12 protein-coding genes and 1 pseudogene are annotated in these 18,079 nt (G+C 60.6%); 9 read left to right on the top strand and 4 right to left on the bottom strand.

The features are described 5' to 3' along the window. Positions 1 to 192: 192 nt before the first annotated feature. From AC0IW7_RS01955 to AC0IW7_RS01935, 5 genes and pseudogenes are all read left to right on the top strand, one after another. Entirely contained in the window at positions 193 to 2,490 is a 2,298-nt protein-coding gene (locus AC0IW7_RS01955) for a DUF1631 domain-containing protein (RefSeq protein WP_471815506.1), read from the top strand. Positions 2,491 to 2,624: 134 nt separating this feature from the next. After that, on the top strand, positions 2,625 to 3,218 hold the full coding sequence (gene ampD / locus AC0IW7_RS01950; protein WP_471815505.1) for a 1,6-anhydro-N-acetylmuramyl-L-alanine amidase AmpD: 594 nt from the start codon (positions 2,625 to 2,627) through the stop codon (positions 3,216 to 3,218). Beyond that, positions 3,215 to 4,051, top strand: a complete 837-nt coding sequence (ampE, locus tag AC0IW7_RS01945; RefSeq protein WP_122494424.1) for a regulatory signaling modulator protein AmpE — start codon at positions 3,215 to 3,217, stop codon at positions 4,049 to 4,051. Before ampD ends, ampE begins: the two co-directional genes overlap by 4 nt. Positions 4,052 to 4,408: 357 nt before the next feature. Further along, positions 4,409 to 5,548 (top strand): annotated as a pseudogene (locus tag AC0IW7_RS01940) (HAMP domain-containing protein); the annotation flags it as partial. A gap of 144 nt (positions 5,549 to 5,692) precedes the next feature. Then, positions 5,693 to 6,406, top strand: coding sequence for a methyl-accepting chemotaxis protein (locus AC0IW7_RS01935; protein WP_463384752.1), 714 nt, complete (start codon positions 5,693 to 5,695; stop codon positions 6,404 to 6,406). 69 nt (positions 6,407 to 6,475) lie between these two features. On the opposite strand, the gene AC0IW7_RS01930 is transcribed toward AC0IW7_RS01935, so the two are convergent. After that, positions 6,476 to 7,252, bottom strand: coding sequence for a TatD family hydrolase (locus AC0IW7_RS01930; RefSeq protein WP_471815504.1), 777 nt, complete (start codon positions 7,250 to 7,252; stop codon positions 6,476 to 6,478). Between the two features lie 13 nt (positions 7,253 to 7,265). Between AC0IW7_RS01930 and AC0IW7_RS01925 the strand changes: the two genes are divergently transcribed. Then, entirely contained in the window at positions 7,266 to 7,655 is a 390-nt protein-coding gene (locus AC0IW7_RS01925) for an endonuclease domain-containing protein (RefSeq protein WP_471815503.1), read from the top strand. Between the two features lie 90 nt (positions 7,656 to 7,745). On the opposite strand, the gene AC0IW7_RS01920 is transcribed toward AC0IW7_RS01925, so the two are convergent. After that, positions 7,746 to 9,329: a peptide chain release factor 3 gene (locus AC0IW7_RS01920; RefSeq protein WP_471815502.1), complete on the bottom strand. Its 1,584-nt coding sequence runs from the start codon at positions 9,327 to 9,329 to the stop codon at positions 7,746 to 7,748. Between the two features lie 507 nt (positions 9,330 to 9,836). Here AC0IW7_RS01920 and AC0IW7_RS01915 point away from each other — a divergent pair. After that, positions 9,837 to 11,000: a type III PLP-dependent enzyme gene (locus AC0IW7_RS01915; RefSeq protein ID WP_122494413.1), complete on the top strand. Its 1,164-nt coding sequence runs from the start codon at positions 9,837 to 9,839 to the stop codon at positions 10,998 to 11,000. Between the two features lie 201 nt (positions 11,001 to 11,201). Here AC0IW7_RS01915 and AC0IW7_RS01910 read toward each other — a convergent pair whose 3' ends face one another. Both AC0IW7_RS01910 and AC0IW7_RS01905 read right to left on the bottom strand, forming a co-directional pair. Continuing rightward, positions 11,202 to 11,987: a tetratricopeptide repeat protein gene (locus AC0IW7_RS01910; RefSeq protein ID WP_471815501.1), complete on the bottom strand. Its 786-nt coding sequence runs from the start codon at positions 11,985 to 11,987 to the stop codon at positions 11,202 to 11,204. Positions 11,988 to 11,991: 4 nt separating this feature from the next. Continuing rightward, positions 11,992 to 12,672 carry a Fe2+-dependent dioxygenase gene (locus tag AC0IW7_RS01905; protein ID WP_463550492.1) on the bottom strand — a complete coding sequence of 227 codons (681 nt, stop codon included), beginning with the start codon at positions 12,670 to 12,672 and terminating at the stop codon, positions 11,992 to 11,994. Positions 12,673 to 12,889: 217 nt separating this feature from the next. Between AC0IW7_RS01905 and AC0IW7_RS01900 the strand changes: the two genes are divergently transcribed. Next, complete coding sequence (locus AC0IW7_RS01900) at positions 12,890 to 15,139, top strand: TonB-dependent receptor (RefSeq protein ID WP_471815500.1); 2,250 nt, start codon at positions 12,890 to 12,892, stop codon at positions 15,137 to 15,139. Positions 15,140 to 15,509: 370 nt separating this feature from the next. Continuing rightward, positions 15,510 to 18,065: a PepSY domain-containing protein gene (locus AC0IW7_RS01895; protein ID WP_471815499.1), complete on the top strand. Its 2,556-nt coding sequence runs from the start codon at positions 15,510 to 15,512 to the stop codon at positions 18,063 to 18,065. Positions 18,066 to 18,079 lie beyond the last annotated feature (14 nt).

Below are 18,079 nucleotides of genomic sequence, written 5' to 3'. Positions count from 1 at the left end.
TGGAATCAGATGCGGTACATGTGTGATGTAGGTCATATCTGGGCAAGAAGTAGGGTTTCATCTTGCTCCGGCTCTCTATAATCGCTTTTACTGCTTATTATTGACGCCATGCCCTTGACGTAAAACGGATGACGCTCAGTTGATCGTTATGCAGATGTGAGAGCCAGATGGCCGGTCTGCGGGAGAGTTGCAATGACTGATGCGAAAGTGGTGCACCTTAACAAGGTTGCCCCCGAGCACTCGCCAACATCACCGGCGGGGAGGCTGCCCGTGGCACTCATTCACGTGCGCGACAAAGCTGCTCAGCAGCTGAAACAAGCCTTGCAGGCGTTGTTCGACAACGCGGACGACACCCTCTTTGAGATGGCCGACCGCGCGACCAGTAACGCCGAGCAGAACGCCTTTTTCGAGGCCATGCGTGACCTGCGTCTGAAGCGCAAGGGCATTGAGCGCGGCTTCCTGCAGAAAGTCTTCGAAACCTTCGCCAACCTCAACCAGTACGAAATTGGCCGCGCGCCGCAGTTGGACGCCGTGTCGTTCGACACCCTGGCGTTGGTGCAAAACGATGAACTGGAAGAGACCGTAGCGCTGGATTCCATGGTCGCCAAGGTGATGAGCCGTGATTCGGTTGCCCTCGGCCACCTGACCACGCGCATCAACGCGATGGTCAGCAAGAAAATCGACGACAAAACCAACCCGCTCGGTCCGACCGTTCTCTGTGAATTTTTCCTGGAGGCCTGCAGCCGTCTGGGCGTTGAGATCAAGGTCAAGCTGATCATTCTCAAGCTGTTTGAGAAATATGTACTGGCTGATCTCGACCAACTCTATTCCGACACCAACGAACAGCTGATTCAGGCCGGCGTATTGCCAGAGCTGAAGACGGCGCCGGTGCGTCGTAAAGCCGGCCCGGCCAGCAGTGGTATGCGCAGTTCTTCAACCGCCGCTGCGCCTGGCGAAGTCAGCCACGGTGGTGGTTACGCCGATGAAGGCGTGCAGGAAGTGTTTGGCGTGCTGCAAGAGCTATTGTCGCAGGTGCGTGGCAGCGGTTTGCCGCGTCGCGAAATGCCCGCCGACGCCTTGCCGATTTCCAGTAATGACTTGATGCGCCTGCTCTCCCATATGCAGCAGCGCCCGGCGTTCACTACCGCCGTGCAAGACGACTTCGACCTGCGCAACCAGCTGGAACAACTGCTGGTGCGCGCTAGCGCCAAGAGCGGCAAGTCGCGCGTGGTTGGGGAGGTTGATGAAGACGTCATCAACCTGGTGTCGATGTTGTTCGAGTTCATCCTCGACGACCGCACCCTGTCCGACTCGCTGAAAGCGCTGATTGGCCGTCTGCAAATTCCGATGTTGAAGGTCGCGGTTCTGGATAAAACCTTCTTCAGCCGTGGCAGCCATCCGGCGCGTCGTCTGCTCAACGAAATTGCTGCCGCCGCCTTGGGCTGGGCAGAGCAGGACGACGCCCAGCGCGACAGCCTGTATCAGAAGATCGAAAGCATCGTGCAGCGCCTGCTTAACGATTTCGTTGACGATCCGGCGATTTTCTCCGAGCTGTTGGCCGATTTCCTCGCCTTTACCGGCGATGAGCGTCGCCGCAGCGAGTTGCTCGAACAACGTACCCGTGATGCCGAAGAGGGCAGCGCCAAGGCCGAACTGGCCCGTCGCGAAGTCGAACATGCGTTGAATGAACGTCTGCTCGGTAAAACGCTGCCCGAAGTGGTGGTGCGCTTGCTTCAGGAAGCCTGGAGCAAGGTGATGATGCTCACCTGCCTCAAACACGGCGTGAATTCGCCGGAGTGGGACGCGGCCCTGAGCACCATGGACGATTTGGTCTGGAGCGTGGCCCCGCATGAAGATCCGGAAGCGCGTCTGCGTTTGCTGGAACTGGTGCCCGGCCTGCTGAAAGCCCTGCGCGAAGGCATGGCCAGCGCGGCGTTCGACCCGTTCTCCACCAGCGAATTTTTCAGTCAGCTGGAAAACCTGCATGTACAGGCGTTCCAGCGCTTCAAGCGGCCAATGCCTGAAACGGTTGAGCCTGGCACCGATGCCTCCGCTGTAGAGGGCGACGCACCACTGCTGGAGCTGCCGCCTGAAGACGAAGTCGAGGCGATTGCCGTGCCGGCGATGGTCGAGGTCGTTGAAGAAATCGTGCTGCTGGCGCCGGGTGAAAACCGCCTGCCGGAACCAGAAATGGTGCTGCCGGATGACGACGAAGGCCTGGCCCGTGTCGACAGCCTTGTGGTCGGTAGCTGGGTCGAGTTTCAGGAAGACGAAGAGCACAAAGTGCGTTGCAAGTTGGCGGCGATCATCAAGCCGACTGGCAAGTACATCTTCGTTAACCGCACGGGCATGAAGGTGCTGGAGAAAACCCGCATGGGGCTCGCGGTGGAGTTCCGCCGCAACGCGATTCGTCTGCTTGACGATGCGCTGTTGTTTGACCGTGCGCTGGAGTCGGTAATCGGCAACTTGCGCCGGTTGAAAAACGCCTAATCGCAGCCTGCTTTTACAACGACGCCCGGCCTTTGCCGGGCGTTGTCGTTTTCAGGGTTGGCCGCAGCGGTGGGCTGCTCTAGAGTGGTCGGCAGTTTGCGGGCCGGTTGCAGCGGGCCTGCCAAGGAGAATGTATGCAGTTGGACCCCACCACCGGCTGGTGCGACGGTATCCGCCATTGCCCGTCGCCAAATTTCAACGAGCGGCCCAATGGGGAAATTTCGCTGCTGGTAATTCACAACATCAGCCTCCCGCCGGGGCAATTCGGTACGGGAAAGGTGGTTGAGCTGTTTCAGAATTGCCTGTGTGCTGACGAGCATCCGTACTTTGCCGGCATCGCCGAGCTGCGTGTCTCGGCGCATTTTTTAATTCAGCGCGACGGCAGCGTCATCCAGTTCGTGTCTTGCCTGGACCGTGCCTGGCACGCCGGGCTGTCGTTGTTTGAAGGACGCGACAACTGCAATGATTTTTCTATAGGCATTGAGCTGGAAGGCACCGACGACCAGCCGTTTACCGCTATTCAATATGCCGTGCTCGCGCAACTCAGCGCGCAGTTGTGCGCGGCATACCCTGCTATCAGTCCTGAGCGGATCTGTGGCCACAGCGATATCGCGCCGGGCCGTAAGACCGATCCGGGTGCATGTTTCGAGTGGCCGCGTTTTTTTTCCGGCCTGGCAGATCAAGGAAAGGCGGGCGAACGCCCGTCGTCAGAGGGAGGCGTGTCATGAGTTTTCTAGTGCTGCTCTTGGTGTTGTGGGTCGAGAAATTCTCGTCCTGGCGCGCCAGAATCCAGCAAGACGGTGCCTGGTTGCGCCTGTTGGCGTGGGCCGAGCGGCAAGCCGCGTTTCGTCATAATCCATGGCTGCAACTGGCGATGTTAGTGCTGGTGCCCGTCGCGGCGCTGGCCGTATTGCTCGCAGTGCTCGGCGTGCCGCTGCACGGTTGGCTGACGCTGCCGGTGCATTTGTGGGTGCTGGTTTACAGCCTGGGGCGCGGCGATCCACTGGTGGCGCTGGGGCCGTTTCGCGACGCCTGGCGCCGGGAAGATGTGGAAGGGGCGTACCTAGTGGCGCAACGTGATCTGAACGTCGAAGCGCCCGACCCCGACAGCCTGTTGCAGCAAGCGCAGGGTTTTCTTCTGTGGCAGGGCTATCAAAGCTTTTTCGCGGTGATCTTTTGGTACGCGTTGCTGGGGCCGTTGGCGGCGATTGCCTATCGGCTGTTGGCGTTGACCGTTGAACACGCTGAAGACCCCGCCTTGCGCGCCCGTGCGGGGCAATGGCGACATGCGTTCGACTGGTTGCCGGTGCGCCTGCTGGCCGGGAGCTTTGCGCTGGTCGGCAGCTTTGTGGCGGTGAGCCGCGTGCTGCTCAACGAGTTGCTGAACTGGAATATTTCGGCCGCTCAATTAATCGCCAACAGCGGTCGGGCGGCTGAAGATTTTGGCGCGCCGACCTTGGGCGAAAGCGGCGTATCGAGCCTCGACGGCTTGTGGCAACTGCTGGTGCGCGCCGGGGTGTTTTGGTACGCCGGTTTTGCCGTCTGGACATTATTGTTTTAGCCCCGTCACGGCACCGCCGGTCGGGCTGAAACGCCCGGACTGGCTAGCGTCCCGCCGTCATTGGGTGTGAAGTGCCATCACTCAGATCAATGGCCCTTCCTGGCGATGGACGCTCACTTAACCTTAAGTTACAAAGGTGCGTGCCGATATCGGGTATACAGAATGCCGCGCCCGGCAGTTTGTGACTCGTGTCACGCTCGACTGCACGGTGAACGCGCACTGCGACGCGCATGGGTCGACAGAGACGAAAGCGATTGACCTCCGCTGCGTCCCCGCTCTGCCCTGTGACGATCCAATAACAATAATGTGATCAGGAGACGTCTTGTGAAGACCGTGCTGTATCCGGCCATCGCGCTGATGAATCGCCTCAGTTTTGGTATGAAATTCAGCTTGATCAGCGTCCTGTTCTTTCTGCCGATGCTGGTTACCAACTTCTATCTCGTGCAGGACTCGTACAACGAGTTCATCGGCACGCGCGCCGAGCTGCAAAGCCTCGACTTGATGAGCGCCAGCCTCAAGTTGCGCGGCGACCTGGAAAACCTCAACGACATGGTCGAGATCAACGCTGCCGTCGGCCAATCCGGCAAGGCGGGCGATCTCGAAGTGCGCATTGGCGCGCTGAGCAAACGCATCGAAGCCGATCTGCTCAAGCTTGAACCGGTGGTTACCGATCCCGACCAGATCGAGCTGTTCGTCACCAAGCGTGACGAAATGGAGAAAGCCCTGCAGGCCGCTGACGCGGAAACGTCGTTGCAGAGCAAAGCGCCAATGATCGAGAAGCTGCAGGGCAACATGCAGGTGCTGATCAAGATCATCGCCAACCAGGCCGGCCTCAGCCAAGACAACCAGACCACCGTGCGCCAGATGATCGAGCTGGTCACCAACGGCACCACGTCGGTCACTTCCGCGCTGAGCACCGGTCGCTCGCTGGGTGCCGCCTCCCTGGCGCAAGGCTTCCTCAACTCCTCCGCCAGCGGCAAGTTCGATGAATTGCTGTTGCTGCTGGAAAAACTCCACGCCGAATACGGCCTGACCATCAACGACGCGCTCGATGGCAGCCCGGCTGCGCAAGACGCTTTGAAAAGCCTGGCCGAAGCCAGCCGCGCCACCCTGAAAGAAAGCAGCACGTTCTTCGAAGACCAAGTGGTGATGGCCGACTCCCTGGACGAGCCGTGGCAGGGCTTCTACGACAAAGTGTCGGCGTCCATGGAAAAAACCTACCAACTGAACGACGCCGCCTTGGTGTTCCTCAAGCAACAACTGCAAAAACGTCTGGAGCGTAAACAAACCCAGATGGTGCTGTTGGTGGTGGCGCTGTTGGTGGTGTTCATCCTCATCGGCTATCTCTACGGCGCGTTTTATGTGTCCACCCGCACCACGCTGAAAAGCCTCGGCAAGGTGATGGACCAAGTCGCGGCTGGCGACATGACAGTCAGCTTCCGCGCCCAGAGTCGTGACGAACTGGGCGAATTGGGTGAAGTGTTCAACGGCACCGTGCAGAAGATTCACCACCTCATTGAGCGCGTCGGCCACACGGTTAGCGCCGTAGGCGTGCAGGCCGATCGGGTGGAAGACGTGTCCGCGCAGAGCAACCAGGCCGTCGCTGGACAGCGTAGCCAGATCGAACAAGTGGCCACGGCGATGAACCAGATGTCCGCCACCGCGCAGGAAGTTGCCCGTAGCGCCGCCGCCGCCGTAGACAGCGCGCAGAGCGTTAACCACGAAACCGTCAGCGGTCGCGCGCTGGTGGAGTTGCAGGTTGGCAGCATCCAACGGCTGGCCGATGAGATTGACCAGTCGGTAACCGTCATTAATCAACTGGCCAGCGACAGCGCCTCGATCAGCCAAGTGCTCGACGTGATCAAAGGCATCGCTGAACAAACCAACCTCTTGGCCCTAAACGCGGCCATCGAGGCAGCACGTGCTGGCGAGCAGGGTCGTGGGTTTGCCGTGGTGGCCGACGAGGTCCGCAACCTGGCCAAGCGCACCCAGCAGTCCACTGAAGAAATCGAAAAGATGATTGCCAAGCTGCAAGGCGGCGTCGGTGCAGCGGTCAAAACCATGCACAGCAGTCACAGCATGGCCGACAACACCGTGGCCGAGTCCGGCAAGGTTCAGGTGGCGCTGGAAAATATTCTTGGTGCGGTGGGCATGATCGTCGACCAAAACCAGCAGATCGCGGCGGCAGCTGAGCAGCAAACAGCTGTGGCGCACGACATCGACCAGAACATCGTCGAAATCAACCTGGCCGGCGAGCGTACGGCTGAAGGCGCAAGCCAGACCGAGCAGGCGAGCCGTGAACTGTCGGGCGAAGTGGCTCATCTCAAGCAACTGATCAGCGCGTTCCGCGTCTGATCGGAGCTGTTGAATGACAAAGCCGCCTTATTGGCGGCTTTGTTGTTTCTGCGCCGCGTTGGAAGGGGCTTACCAGCCGAATACAGCCCTGGCGTTATCGGTGGTGACGCGTGCGAAATCTTCCGTTGTCTCGCCGCGTATTTCGGCCAGGGCTGCACAGATGTCCGGCAGATACGCGGGGCTGTTGCGTTGTTCGGGATGCATGGCAGGCGCCATGTCCGGGGCGTCGGTTTCCAGCACCACGGCCTCGGCGGGTAATTGCGCCACCACTTTGCGCAGGCGCAACGCCTGCGGCCAAGTGGGCGCGCCGCCCAGCCCTAATTTAAAGCCCAAGTTGATGTACTCCCGCGCCTCCTCATAGCTGCCAGCGAATGCATGAATAATGCCCGGACGTTTCAGCTTGAAACGCTTGAGCGTGGCGATCACCTGCGCATGGCTGCGGCGCACGTGCAGCAGCGGCGGCAGTTCGAACTCGGCGGCCAGCGTCAGTTGCGCTTCGAACAAGGCTTGTTGGCGCTCGCGGTCCAGCTCCGGCAGGTAATAGTCCAAACCGAACTCGCCCACGGCGCAGAGCTTTTTGTCGCCGGCCAAGCGTTCCAGCCAGGTGCGCAATTCGTTTAGGTGGTCGGGGTGGTGCTGCTCCAGGTAAACGGGATGCAGGCCAAGGGCCGCATAGAGGCCGTCGTTTTCCTGGGCCAAGTCCCATACGCGCTGCCAGTTGCTCTGATAGACGCCGAGCACTACTAAACGCTCCACTCCTTTGTCTCGGGCATTCGCCAAGAGCTGGCTGCGATCGGCATCGAAGTCGGGGAAGTCGAGGTGGGTGTGGGTGTCTATAAGGTGCATGGGGGTAGGGTAAATGGATTTGCGCCGGCGTGCCAAAGGGTTGCGAGGAGCGGCGACGGAGGCGGAGCGGGTGATGTGGTTTAGGTTGAGGGCGAAGCTATTTGTGGGCTTGAAATTCAAGCGGCAGGTGCCGCTGGGCAATTTCATCGTTGATTTCGTTTGTATGGAGCTCGGCTTGATCGTTGAGCTGGATGGAGGGCAGCACGGCGAACAGCTGAATTACGACCGGCAACGAACGGGTTGGCTTGAAATGCAGGGATTTACTGTGTTGCGGTATTGGAATAATCAGGTGATGGCTGAATTGGAAGCGGTTCTCGAGAATTTGCGACTTTGGGTCGAAGCGCAAGAGCTGGCCCTCTCCCCCAGCCCCTCTCCCGCAAGCGGGCGAGGGGAGACAAGCTGATCGCGGTTGCGGGGGAGAGGCAATTGGAACCCCTCTCCCGCACGCGGGAGAGGGGCAGGGGAGAGGGGCCGTTATGGCGCCGACGCTAAATCAATGATGCTCCCGCGTAGCCCTGAACTTCACCTCAGGCCAGCGCTCTTCCATCAAGCTCAAATTCACCCGCGTCGGGGCCAGGTAGGTCAGGTGGCCGCCGCCGTCGATGGCCAGGTTTTCCACAGCCTTGACCTTGAATTCTTCAAGCTTCTTCTTATCACTGCTGTCGATCCAACGGGCCGACCACACGGTGATCGGCTCGTACTGACACTCGACCTTGTATTCCTCTTTCAACCGGCTGGCGACCACGTCGAACTGCAGCACGCCCACGGCGCCGAGGATGATGTCGTTGCTGCGTTCGGGAAAGAACACCTGCGTAGCGCCTTCTTCGGCCAGCTCTTGCAAGCCTTGGCGCAGTTGCTTGGATTTCAGCGGGTCCTTCAGGCGCACGCGGCGGAACAGTTCCGGGGCGAAGTGCGGGATGCCGGTGAACCCGAGGTTTTCGCCTTCGGTAAAGGTGTCGCCGATCTGGATGGTGCCGTGGTTGTGCAAGCCGATGATGTCGCCGGCAAACGCTTCTTCCAATTGCTCACGTTCGGAGGAGAAGAAGGTCAGGGCGTCGCCGATGCGCACCTCTTTGCCCAGGCGTACGTGGCGCATTTTCATGCCTTTATCGTATTTGCCGGAGCAGATGCGCATAAAGGCAATGCGGTCGCGGTGTTTGGGGTCCATGTTCGCTTGAATCTTGAACACGAAGCCGCTGAATTTCTCTTCTTCTGGCTCTACCGTGCGCTCGTTGGCGACGCGGGCCAGCGGCTGCGGTGCCCAATCGACCACGGCGTCGAGTACGTGGTCGACGCCGAAGTTGCCCAGCGCCGTACCGAAAAATACCGGGGTCAGTTTGCCGTCGAGAAATTCCTGCCGGTTGAATTCATGGCAGGCGCCCTGGACCAGTTCCAGCTGTTCGATAAAGCGCTCGTACTCGTCGCCCAGGTGCGCGCGGGCTTCGTCGGAGTCGAGTTTTTCGATGATTTTGGTTTCGGTGCGTTCGTGGCCGTGGCCCGGGGTGTAGACGATGATGTAGTCGTCAGCCAGGTGGTACACGCCTTTGAAGTCGCGGTAGCAGCCAATCGGCCAGGTCACCGGCGCTGCTTTAATTTTCAGAACGGCTTCGATCTCGTCGAGCAGTTCGATGGGGTCGCGAATGTCGCGGTCCAGTTTGTTGATAAAGCTGACGATGGGCGTGTCGCGCAGGCGGCACACGTCCATCAGGGCGATGGTGCGCGGCTCAACGCCTTTACCGCCGTCGAGCACCATCAGGGCCGAGTCCACCGCCGTCAGGGTGCGGTAGGTGTCTTCCGAGAAGTCTTCGTGGCCGGGGGTGTCGAGCAGGTTGATCATGTGCTCGCGGTAGGGGAACTGCATGACCGACGTGGTGATGGAGATGCCGCGCTGCTTCTCCATTTCCATCCAGTCAGACGTCGCATGGCGGTCGGATTTACGCGATTTCACCGTACCCGCCACGGCAATGGCTTTACCCATAAGCAGAAGCTTCTCGGTAATGGTGGTTTTACCGGCGTCGGGGTGGGAGATGATGGCGAACGTACGGCGTTTCGCGACTTCGGCGGCCTGAATGGACATGCGAGAACCTGGTCGTGGAGCTGGAAATTGGGCGCGAAGTATACAGGATGCCCCGCCTGGATTGTTGGCCGCGGGGCCGGGTGACGGTCGCTCCGTTGGGTCGATCCAAATGAACCCTGCCGGCGATACCCGGTCTGTCAAAAACGGACTGGATACTTCCCCTCGGCACCTGCGCTGGAAGCCAAGCCCCGCAACGGTTTGTGCAGCATTTCGGACGTTTTGTTTGGAATCCAAAACGGTCAATCGGTAAGGCGACAATCAGGTGCAAAACAGCGGCATTTTTTGATTGATCTTGCCCCCACATGCTCCTAAAGTTCGCGCCCGAACGTCCATGCTGGAAACGATCCATGCGGCTCAAGTACTGACGACGAGAGATCGGTTTCGATACTCGGCGACAAGCCTTGGGAAGTAGGCGAACCAAAGTGGGGAAACGGATTAGACGTTCGCGGCTTTGTCACAAAGCCACCCCTTACTACCTTTGTTTGTTTTGCCCATGGAGTCCCCCGCATGTCGATTAAGGTCGAAGACTACTACCCGCGCGAAACCTTCCAGAAAATGAAGGCGTTCGCCGACCAGCAAGAAACCCCGTTCGTGGTGATCGACACCAATATCATCAGCCAGGCTTACGATGATCTGCGCGCCGGTTTCGAGTTCGCCAAGGTCTATTACGCCGTCAAGGCCAACCCCGCTATCGAAATCATCGAGCTGCTGCGCGACAAGGGCTCGAACTTCGACATCGCCTCGATCTATGAGCTGGACAAAGTCATGTCCGCCGGTGTCGGCCCGGAGCGCATCAGCTACGGCAACACCATCAAGAAGTCTCGCGACATCCGTTACTTCTATGACAAAGGCGTGCGCCTCTACGCCACCGACTCCGAAGCCGACCTGCGCAACATCGCCAAGGCCGCGCCGGGTTCGAAAGTGTATGTGCGCATCCTCACCGAAGGCTCGACCACCGCTGACTGGCCGCTGTCGCGCAAGTTCGGCTGCCAGACCGACATGGCCATGGACCTGCTGATTCTGGCTCGAGACCTGGGCCTGGTGCCTTACGGCCTGTCGTTCCACGTCGGTTCGCAGCAGCGCGACATCTCGGTGTGGGACGCGGCAATCGCCAAGGTGAAAGTGATTTTCGAGCGCCTGAAAGAAGAAGACGGCATCGAGCTGAAACTGATCAACATGGGTGGCGGCTTCCCGGCCAACTACATCACCCGCACCAACAGCCTGGAAACCTACGCTGAAGAGATCATTCGCTTCCTTAAGGAAGACTTCGGTGACGACCTGCCGGAAATCATTCTGGAGCCGGGCCGTTCGCTGATCGCCAACGCTGGCATCCTGGTCAGCGAAGTCGTGTTGGTGGCGCGTAAGTCGCGTACAGCGGTCGAGCGTTGGGTGTATGTGGACGTGGGCAAGTTCTCTGGTCTGATCGAAACCATGGACGAGTCCATCAAGTTCCCGATCTGGACCGAGAAGAAAGGCGAGATGGAAGAAGTGGTCATCGCCGGCCCGACCTGCGACAGCGCCGACATCATGTACGAGAACTACAAGTACGGCCTGCCGCTGAACCTGTCGATTGGTGATCGCCTGTACTGGCTGTCCACCGGTGCCTACACCACCAGCTACAGCGCAGTGGAATTCAACGGCTTCCCGCCGCTGAAAGCGTTCTACCTGTAAGCGTTAGCTGAACGGAAAAGCCCCGCCTGGTGCGGGGCTTTTTATTGCGCTGACTTAGCCAACAACCCGCGCCCAATTTGCCGACAACGCCCGTCGTTCCCGCGCAGGCGGGAACCCAGAATCGTTCGTCGAACGAGGTTTCCTGAACCACTCTGGATTCCTGCCTGCGCAGGAATGACGTAGACGGGGCGCTGGCGTGAGTTAGCAAAACGCAGCGTACGCCTGTCGATCGCTCTCATCCCCCAACTCGGCCGCACGGCGAAAGTAATCCGCCGCCAACGCGCGAATTCCCGGCTGCTCGGCCTCTTGCAGCGAATGCCTCGCCACCCGCAGAAAATTCAGATTGCCGTGCTCCAGCGCCAACTCCAGCCAAGCCGCCGCCGCGCGCACATCGCCTTTTTCCGCCAGCACGGCGGCGTAGCTGAATTGACCCCGGAAATCGCCGGCCTCGGCGGAGCGGCGGTACCAGTCGTGGGCCAGCGCGACGTCGCGCATCACCACCTGGCCTTCCTCGAAATAACGCCCCACCAGGTTCATAGACTTGGCGTGCCCTTGCACGGCCGCACGCTTGTACAGGGCGAACGCCTGCGGCGGGTCGCGCAGCACGCCTCGGCCGGTGGCGAGCAGGTTGGCGAGGTTGTATTGGCCCCAGTCCAGCCCGGCGTCTGCCGCGCGGCGGTAGTGTTCGGCGGCTTCGGTGAGATTCGCCTGTGTGCCCCAGCCATGCTCCAAACAGCGGCCGAGCATGTTGTCAGCCATGGCGTGGCCGTTGCGCGCAGCGATGCGGAACCAAGTGACGGCCAGCGCCGGGTCGCGCTGAATGCCTCGGCCTTCCAGCAACAGTTGGCCGAGCATGGTTTGCGCATCCAGCGAGCCCTGCCTGGCGGCGGTTAATACGGCATTGGCGGCGCGGCCGGGATCACTCGCCAGCAGTGCCGCCAAGTCGTCGGTGTCGAGGTGTTCTTCGCGGCGCAGGAGGGCGGTCAACGGTTTACACCTCGGCCCAGCGGCGCAGCAGGTTGTGGTAGTTGCCGGTCAGTTGCAGCAGGGCAGGGTGGTCGGGCACGGCCTGGGTCAGTTGTTGAATGGCTTGGTCCATTTCAAACAGCAAGGCGCGCTGGCTGTCTTCGCGTACCAGGCTTTGCGTCCAGAAGAACGAGGCGAAGCGCGCCCCCCGGGTTACGGCTTCGACCTTATGCAAGCTGGTGCCGGGGTACAGCACCATGTCGCCGGCCGGCAACTTGACGCGCTGGTTGCCGTAGGTGTCCTGGATGATCAGCTCGCCGCCGTCGTAGTCGTCCGGGTCGCTGAAAAAAACCGTGGCGGAAAGGTCGGTGCGTACCCGCTCCACGCTGTTTTTTACCTGGCGAATGGCGTTGTCGATGTGGAAGTCGAACGAGCCGCCGCCGGTGTAGCAGTTGAACAGCGGCGGGAAGACTTTGTGCGGCAACGCGGCGGACATGAACAACGGGTTTTGCCACAACCGGGTGAGCATTTCGCTGCTGATTTCGCGGACCAACGGATGGTCGTCGGGCAGTTGCAAATTATGTTTGGCCTTGGCCGATTGGAAGCCTGCCGTCACCTTGCCATCGGCCCATTCGGCCTGTTCCAACGCGCTGCGAATCTGCCGGACTTCATCGCTGCTGAAAACGCCGGGAATGTGCAAAAGCATGGCGGAACCGTTTGTATTTGAAAGTAAGTCGCAAATGATAATTCGCCGCCTGGCTCGCTGGCAACTGGATTAAACCCACGCGCCATGCGGCCTTCAGCGTATTTTAAAAGTGTAAACATTATGTAAAGATTGTTACATGCGAATTATTACCAATTGCTAACCTTTAACTGTTGCTCTACATTCCGCGGCCTTTGCCATTCCTGGGGAGGGAAACCGCATGTCCGCCACGTCCACAGAATCGACTGTATTTTCGCCACGTTTGCTCGCCACCGCTGTTGGCATGGCGATGTCCGCTTCGCCCCTCGCGCATGCTGCCGAGCCGGTTGCATTGGAAGCCACCAGCGTGGTCGGTGAGCAAGATCAGGCCGAGAACTACAAGGTCGACGAATCGGCTTCGAAGAAGTACACCGCGCCGCTGCGTGAAACGCCGAAAAGCATCACCGTTATCAGCGAGCAAGTGATCAAGGACACCGGTTCCCTCTCCCTGGCCGACGCGCTGCGCACCACCTCCGGCATCACCTTTGGTGCCGGCGAGGGCGGCAACCCGGCGGGCGACCGCCCGATCATTCGCGGCTTCAACGCCGAGAGCGACATGTTTATCGACGGCCTGCGGGATGTTGCGTCGCAAACCCGCGAAGTGTTCAACATCGAGCAAGTGGAAGTGAGCAAGGGCCCAGGCTCGGCCTTCACCGGCGCCGGTTCCACCGGTGGCAGCCTCAACCTGATCAGCAAGACTGCCAAGCAGCAGGACTTTGCCGACGCCGGTTTCACCTTCGGCTCCGACCAGACCCGCCGCTATACCCTCGACGTTAACCGCGTGCTCAACGAGAACATCGCCGCGCGCATCAACCTGATGCAGCACGACGCCAATGTCGCCGGCCGCGCCGGTGTCGACGTCAGCCGCTGGGGCGTGGCACCGACCGTTACGTTTGGCCTGAACACGCCGACCCGCGCCACCGTGTCGTACTACCACGTCGAAGGCGAAGACACGCCCGACCTCGGCAACCCGCTGCAAAGCACCGTTGGTGCCGACGGCGTGCGCACCCCCACCGGCAACAAAGACAAGTTCTACGGCTTCGCCTCGCGCGACTACCGCGACAGCACCACTGACACCGGCACCATCAAGCTCGAGCACGACCTGAACGAAAACGTCACCGTGTCGAACACCTCGCGCATCGTGCGCACGACTCTCGACTACATCGCCACCAACCCGGATGACTCGCGCAACAACGTCGCCAACGGTTACGTGTCGCGTTCGGCAAAAAGCCGTAATTCAACTTCCGAAGGCTTGGTCAACCAGACCGACCTGAGCGCGCGTTTCAACACCGGGTTTATCGAACACTCGGTGAACACCGGCGTCGAGTTCAGCAAGGAAGGCGTGCATAACCGCGCGTATTTCATCGCAACGCCAGGCAGCGGCAACACGTGCAATGCGGCGGCGATCGCCTCGAACAACTGCACCACCTTGGCCAACCCGAACTACAACGACACCTTCCACGGCACTATCACCGACAGCAACGCCTACACCGACACCGACAGCGAAACCCTCTCGGCGTATGTGTTCGACACCTTGAAGTTCAACGATCAATGGTCGATTAACGCCGGCCTGCGTTACGACGATTACGAGACCAAGGTCCAAGGTCCGAGCGTGACGCGTGGCACCAACACCATCAGCGGCGCCACCGACCTGGAAAACAAGGCGCACTTCTGGAACTACCAGCTCGGCGTTGTCTTTAACCCATTGCCCAACGGCAGCATTTACGCGGCCTGGTCCACCTCCAGCAACCCGGTGGGCGAAACCAGTGGCGAAGGCGCCGATGGCCTGGCAGCGGCGAACCAGGAGCTTGAGCCGGAACGCAACCGCAACTACGAAGTGGGCACCAAGTGGGACTTCTTCGACGAGCGTCTGGGCCTGAACGCTGCCGTGTTCCGCACCGAGAAAACCAACGCCCGCACCCTCGATGAGTTCGGCTTCACGCAAAACATCGGGGAAACCCGTGTCGACGGCTTCGAGCTGGGCGCCAGCGGCAAAATCACCAGCAAGTGGCAAGTGTTCGCCAACTACACCTACCTGGACGGCGAGCTGACCAAGGGCGGTGCGGTGAACGTCGGCACCACGGCGGCGCCGCGTTATGTCGAAGGTGCTTACGACGGCAACGACATCCCGAGCACCCCGCAAAACAGCGCCAGCTTCTGGACCACCTACCAACTGCTGCCAAAGCTGTCCCTGGGTGCCGGCGCTTACTACGTGGATTCGCGCTTCGGTAACACCGCCAACACCGTGCAGGTGCCGGACTACTGGCGCTACGACGCCATGGCCAAGTACGTGGTGAACAAGAATTTGGACCTGCAACTTAACGTGCAGAACCTGACCGACGAGCGTTATTACGATCAGGTTTACTCGACGCACATGGCCCACGTGGCGGCGGGCCGGACCGCTTTAATCTCCACTAATTTCCACTTCTAACGGTCGGCGGGCGGGCTGAGGGTGGCGCCCCTGCACGGCGCCCCGCAGCCTTCCAGCGCTGCGTGCTGGAGTACGCAAGTACCCAAACCTGCGTCACCCTCGCGCACGCGGGGGGCCAGAGTTTCGGATTGGACGATTAGCTGTGCAGGTCCAAAGATTCCGGACTCCTGGTCGTCGCACCGCCGCCTTCGCAGGGGCGACGACCCTCAGCCCGGCGCCAAACAAAACCCTGAGCGATCCATCGCTCGGGGTTTTTGTTTGCTAGGTAAACGATCAGTAAAGGTTGCGCGGTTGCTATAAATTCTCAAATAGAATTCGCCGCTATTAACGGTTGGTCGCGCTGAGAAGCGCCGGTTCAGGTGAGGTTGTCGTGTTCAAGAACGTGTTGTTCCAGTTGCATTGGCTGTTCGGCATCACGGCCGGTTTGGTGCTTGCCCTCATGGGCATCACCGGGGCGCTGTATTCCTTTCAGGAGGAAATCTCCACGGCATTGAATCCGGACGTGCTGCAGATTCAGGTGCGCGAAAGTGGTGTGTTGCCGCCCGGCCAGTTGGTGGAAAAACTGGAAAGCGCGGCCGGCATGAGAATCGCCGGCATGCGCGTGCACACGCTGGAGAACAAAGCGTCGCAAGTGTTCTTTGCGCCCAAGCCGGGCGAGCGTCGCGGGCCGATGCGTTATTTCGACCCCTACACCGGCGAGCTGCGCGGTGAGCCTGCCGGCAAGGCGTTTTTCGACCTGATGTTCCAACTGCATCGCTTCCTGGCCATGGGCGAATTCGGCAAGCAAATCACCGGTGCCTGTACGTTGATGCTGCTGTTTTTTTGCCTGTCTGGGCTGTACCTGCGTTGGCCGCGCAATGCGCTGAGCTGGCGCACATGGCTGACGTTTGATTGGGCGAAAAAAGGCCGCGCCTTCAATTGGGATTTGCACGCCGTAGCCGGCACCTGGTGCCTGGTGTTCTATTTGCTCGCGGCGGTTACCGGGCTCACTTGGTCGTACCAGTGGTTCAACAACGGCGCCACGGCGTTGCTTGGCGGCGCGCCGGCGGGTCAGCAGGGCGGCAAGCCGGGCGGTGGCCGGGGTGAGCGCAGGGGCCCGTCTCCGCAGGCTGCCGAACCGGTGCCGGTGAACTATGACGCACTGTGGTCGACCGTCACGAGCATCGCCGGCCCACAGCTGGCGACCTACAACCTGCGTCTGCCGCAAGCGTCCAAGCAGCCGGTCACCGTGCTGTACCTGCTCGACGATTCTCCGCACGAGCGGGCAATGAACGAAATTCAGCTCGATGCCTCCACCGGCGCGGTGCGCAGCCAGAAACGCTATGCCGATCAGCGTCTAGGCCAGCAATTGCTGACCAGCATTTACAGCCTGCACGTGGGCAGTTATTTCGGCCTGACCGGCCGCATTCTGATGACCGCCGCCAGCGTGACCATGCCGCTGTTCTTTATCACGGGCTGGCTGCTCTACCTCGACCGTCGGCGCAAGAAACGCCAGGTAATCGCGGCTCGGAGCGGCGTCGGTACGGGCGCCGGCGACGGCGACAACTGGCTGATCGGCTTCGCCAGCCAGAGCGGTTTTGCCGAGCAACTGGCCTGGCAAAGCGCCGGGCAACTGCAAGCCGCCGGCCATGCCGTCAACGTGCAACCGCTGGCCAGCCTGAGTTCAAATCACCTGCGCGAGGCGCGCCATGCGCTGTTCGTGGTTAGCACGTTTGGCGACGGCGAAGCGCCGGACAGCGCCCGCGGCTTCGAGCGCAAACTGCTTGGGCAGAATCTGGGGCTGGGTGAGCTGAAATACGCGGTGTTGGCCCTGGGTGATCGCCAATACGCGCACTTCTGCGGTTTCGCCCATCGGTTGCAGCAGTGGCTCAGCCACGAAGGTGGTGAGCAGCAATTCCCCACGGTCGAGGTCGACAACGGCGATGCCGCCGCGCTGCATCAGTGGCAACAGCAGCTTGCACAGTTGTCGGGCGGTTCGCTCGCCGCACCGTGGCAGTCGCCGACCTACGGCAACTGGACCCTCAGCGCCCGCGAATTGCTCAACCCCGGCAGTGCGGGCGCGCCGACTTACCTGCTGAGCCTGACGCCGCCCGATAGCCAGTTGGTGTGGCAAGCCGGCGACTTGGTCGAAGTCATGCCGCGCAATAGCGCCGCCGCTGTCGAGGCCTTCATCGCCGGGCTGGGCATTGCCGCGACCACGCCTGTGCAGGTTGGCGGTTTGCAGGAAACGCTGGCCCAGGCGCTGGCCAATCGGCAACTGCCGGCAAGCCGTGGGCATCTCGTTGGTTTGCATGCCCAAGCACTGGTGGACGCCCTGGTGCCGATCACCGCGCGGGAATACTCCATTGCCTCGGTGGTTGAAGACGGCGTGCTGCAATTGCTGGTGCGGGTTGAAACCCATGTCGACGGCACCGTCGGCCTTGGCTCGGGCTGGCTGTGCGTGCATGCCCAAGTGGGCGACGGCATCAACCTGCGCCTGCGCCGCAACAGTGGTTTCCACCTGCCGAGCGAGCCGCGTCCGCTCATTTTGCTGGGCAACGGCACCGGTCTGGCCGGGCTGCGCAGCCTGTTGAGAGCGCGCGTGGCCGAAGGTTTGACGCGCAATTGGCTGCTTTTTGGTGAGCGCAATGAGGCTCACGACTTCTTCTGCCGCGACGAATTGCAGGGCTGGCTGGCGACGGGCGAGCTGGCGCGGTTGGACTTGGCGTTTTCGCGGGACCAGGCAGAGAAAATCTACGTGCAGCATCGCTTGCTGGAAGCTGCCGACGAGCTTGAAACGTGGCTCGAAGACGGCGCCGCGATATACGTGTGCGGCAGTTTGCTGGGCATGGCCGAAGGCGTGGACCAGGCGTTGCGCCAGGTACTCGGCGATGAGCGGGTTGTGCAACTGACCGAAGAAGGGCGTTACCGGCGCGACGTTTATTGATCGGCTAAAAAAGC

The organism is Pseudomonas sp. AC229 (genome assembly GCF_979254655.1).
This window is presented reverse-complemented; position numbering and strand designations above follow the sequence as displayed.

Coding starts and splice junctions, on each gene's coding strand:
- AC0IW7_RS01935 (WP_463384752.1), top strand. CDS start 5,693: ATGAACCAGATGTCCGCCACCGCGCAGGAAGTTGCCCGTAGCGCCGCC.
- AC0IW7_RS01930 (WP_471815504.1), bottom strand. CDS start 7,252: ATGCACCTTATAGACACCCACACCCACCTCGACTTCCCCGACTTCGAT.
- AC0IW7_RS01920 (WP_471815502.1), bottom strand. CDS start 9,329: ATGTCCATTCAGGCCGCCGAAGTCGCGAAACGCCGTACGTTCGCCATC.
- ampE (WP_122494424.1), top strand. CDS start 3,215: ATGAGTTTTCTAGTGCTGCTCTTGGTGTTGTGGGTCGAGAAATTCTCG.
- AC0IW7_RS01955 (WP_471815506.1), top strand. CDS start 193: ATGACTGATGCGAAAGTGGTGCACCTTAACAAGGTTGCCCCCGAGCAC.
- AC0IW7_RS01900 (WP_471815500.1), top strand. CDS start 12,890: ATGTCCGCCACGTCCACAGAATCGACTGTATTTTCGCCACGTTTGCTC.
- AC0IW7_RS01925 (WP_471815503.1), top strand. CDS start 7,266: ATGGATTTGCGCCGGCGTGCCAAAGGGTTGCGAGGAGCGGCGACGGAG.
- ampD (WP_471815505.1), top strand. CDS start 2,625: ATGCAGTTGGACCCCACCACCGGCTGGTGCGACGGTATCCGCCATTGC.
- AC0IW7_RS01915 (WP_122494413.1), top strand. CDS start 9,837: ATGTCGATTAAGGTCGAAGACTACTACCCGCGCGAAACCTTCCAGAAA.
- AC0IW7_RS01905 (WP_463550492.1), bottom strand. CDS start 12,672: ATGCTTTTGCACATTCCCGGCGTTTTCAGCAGCGATGAAGTCCGGCAG.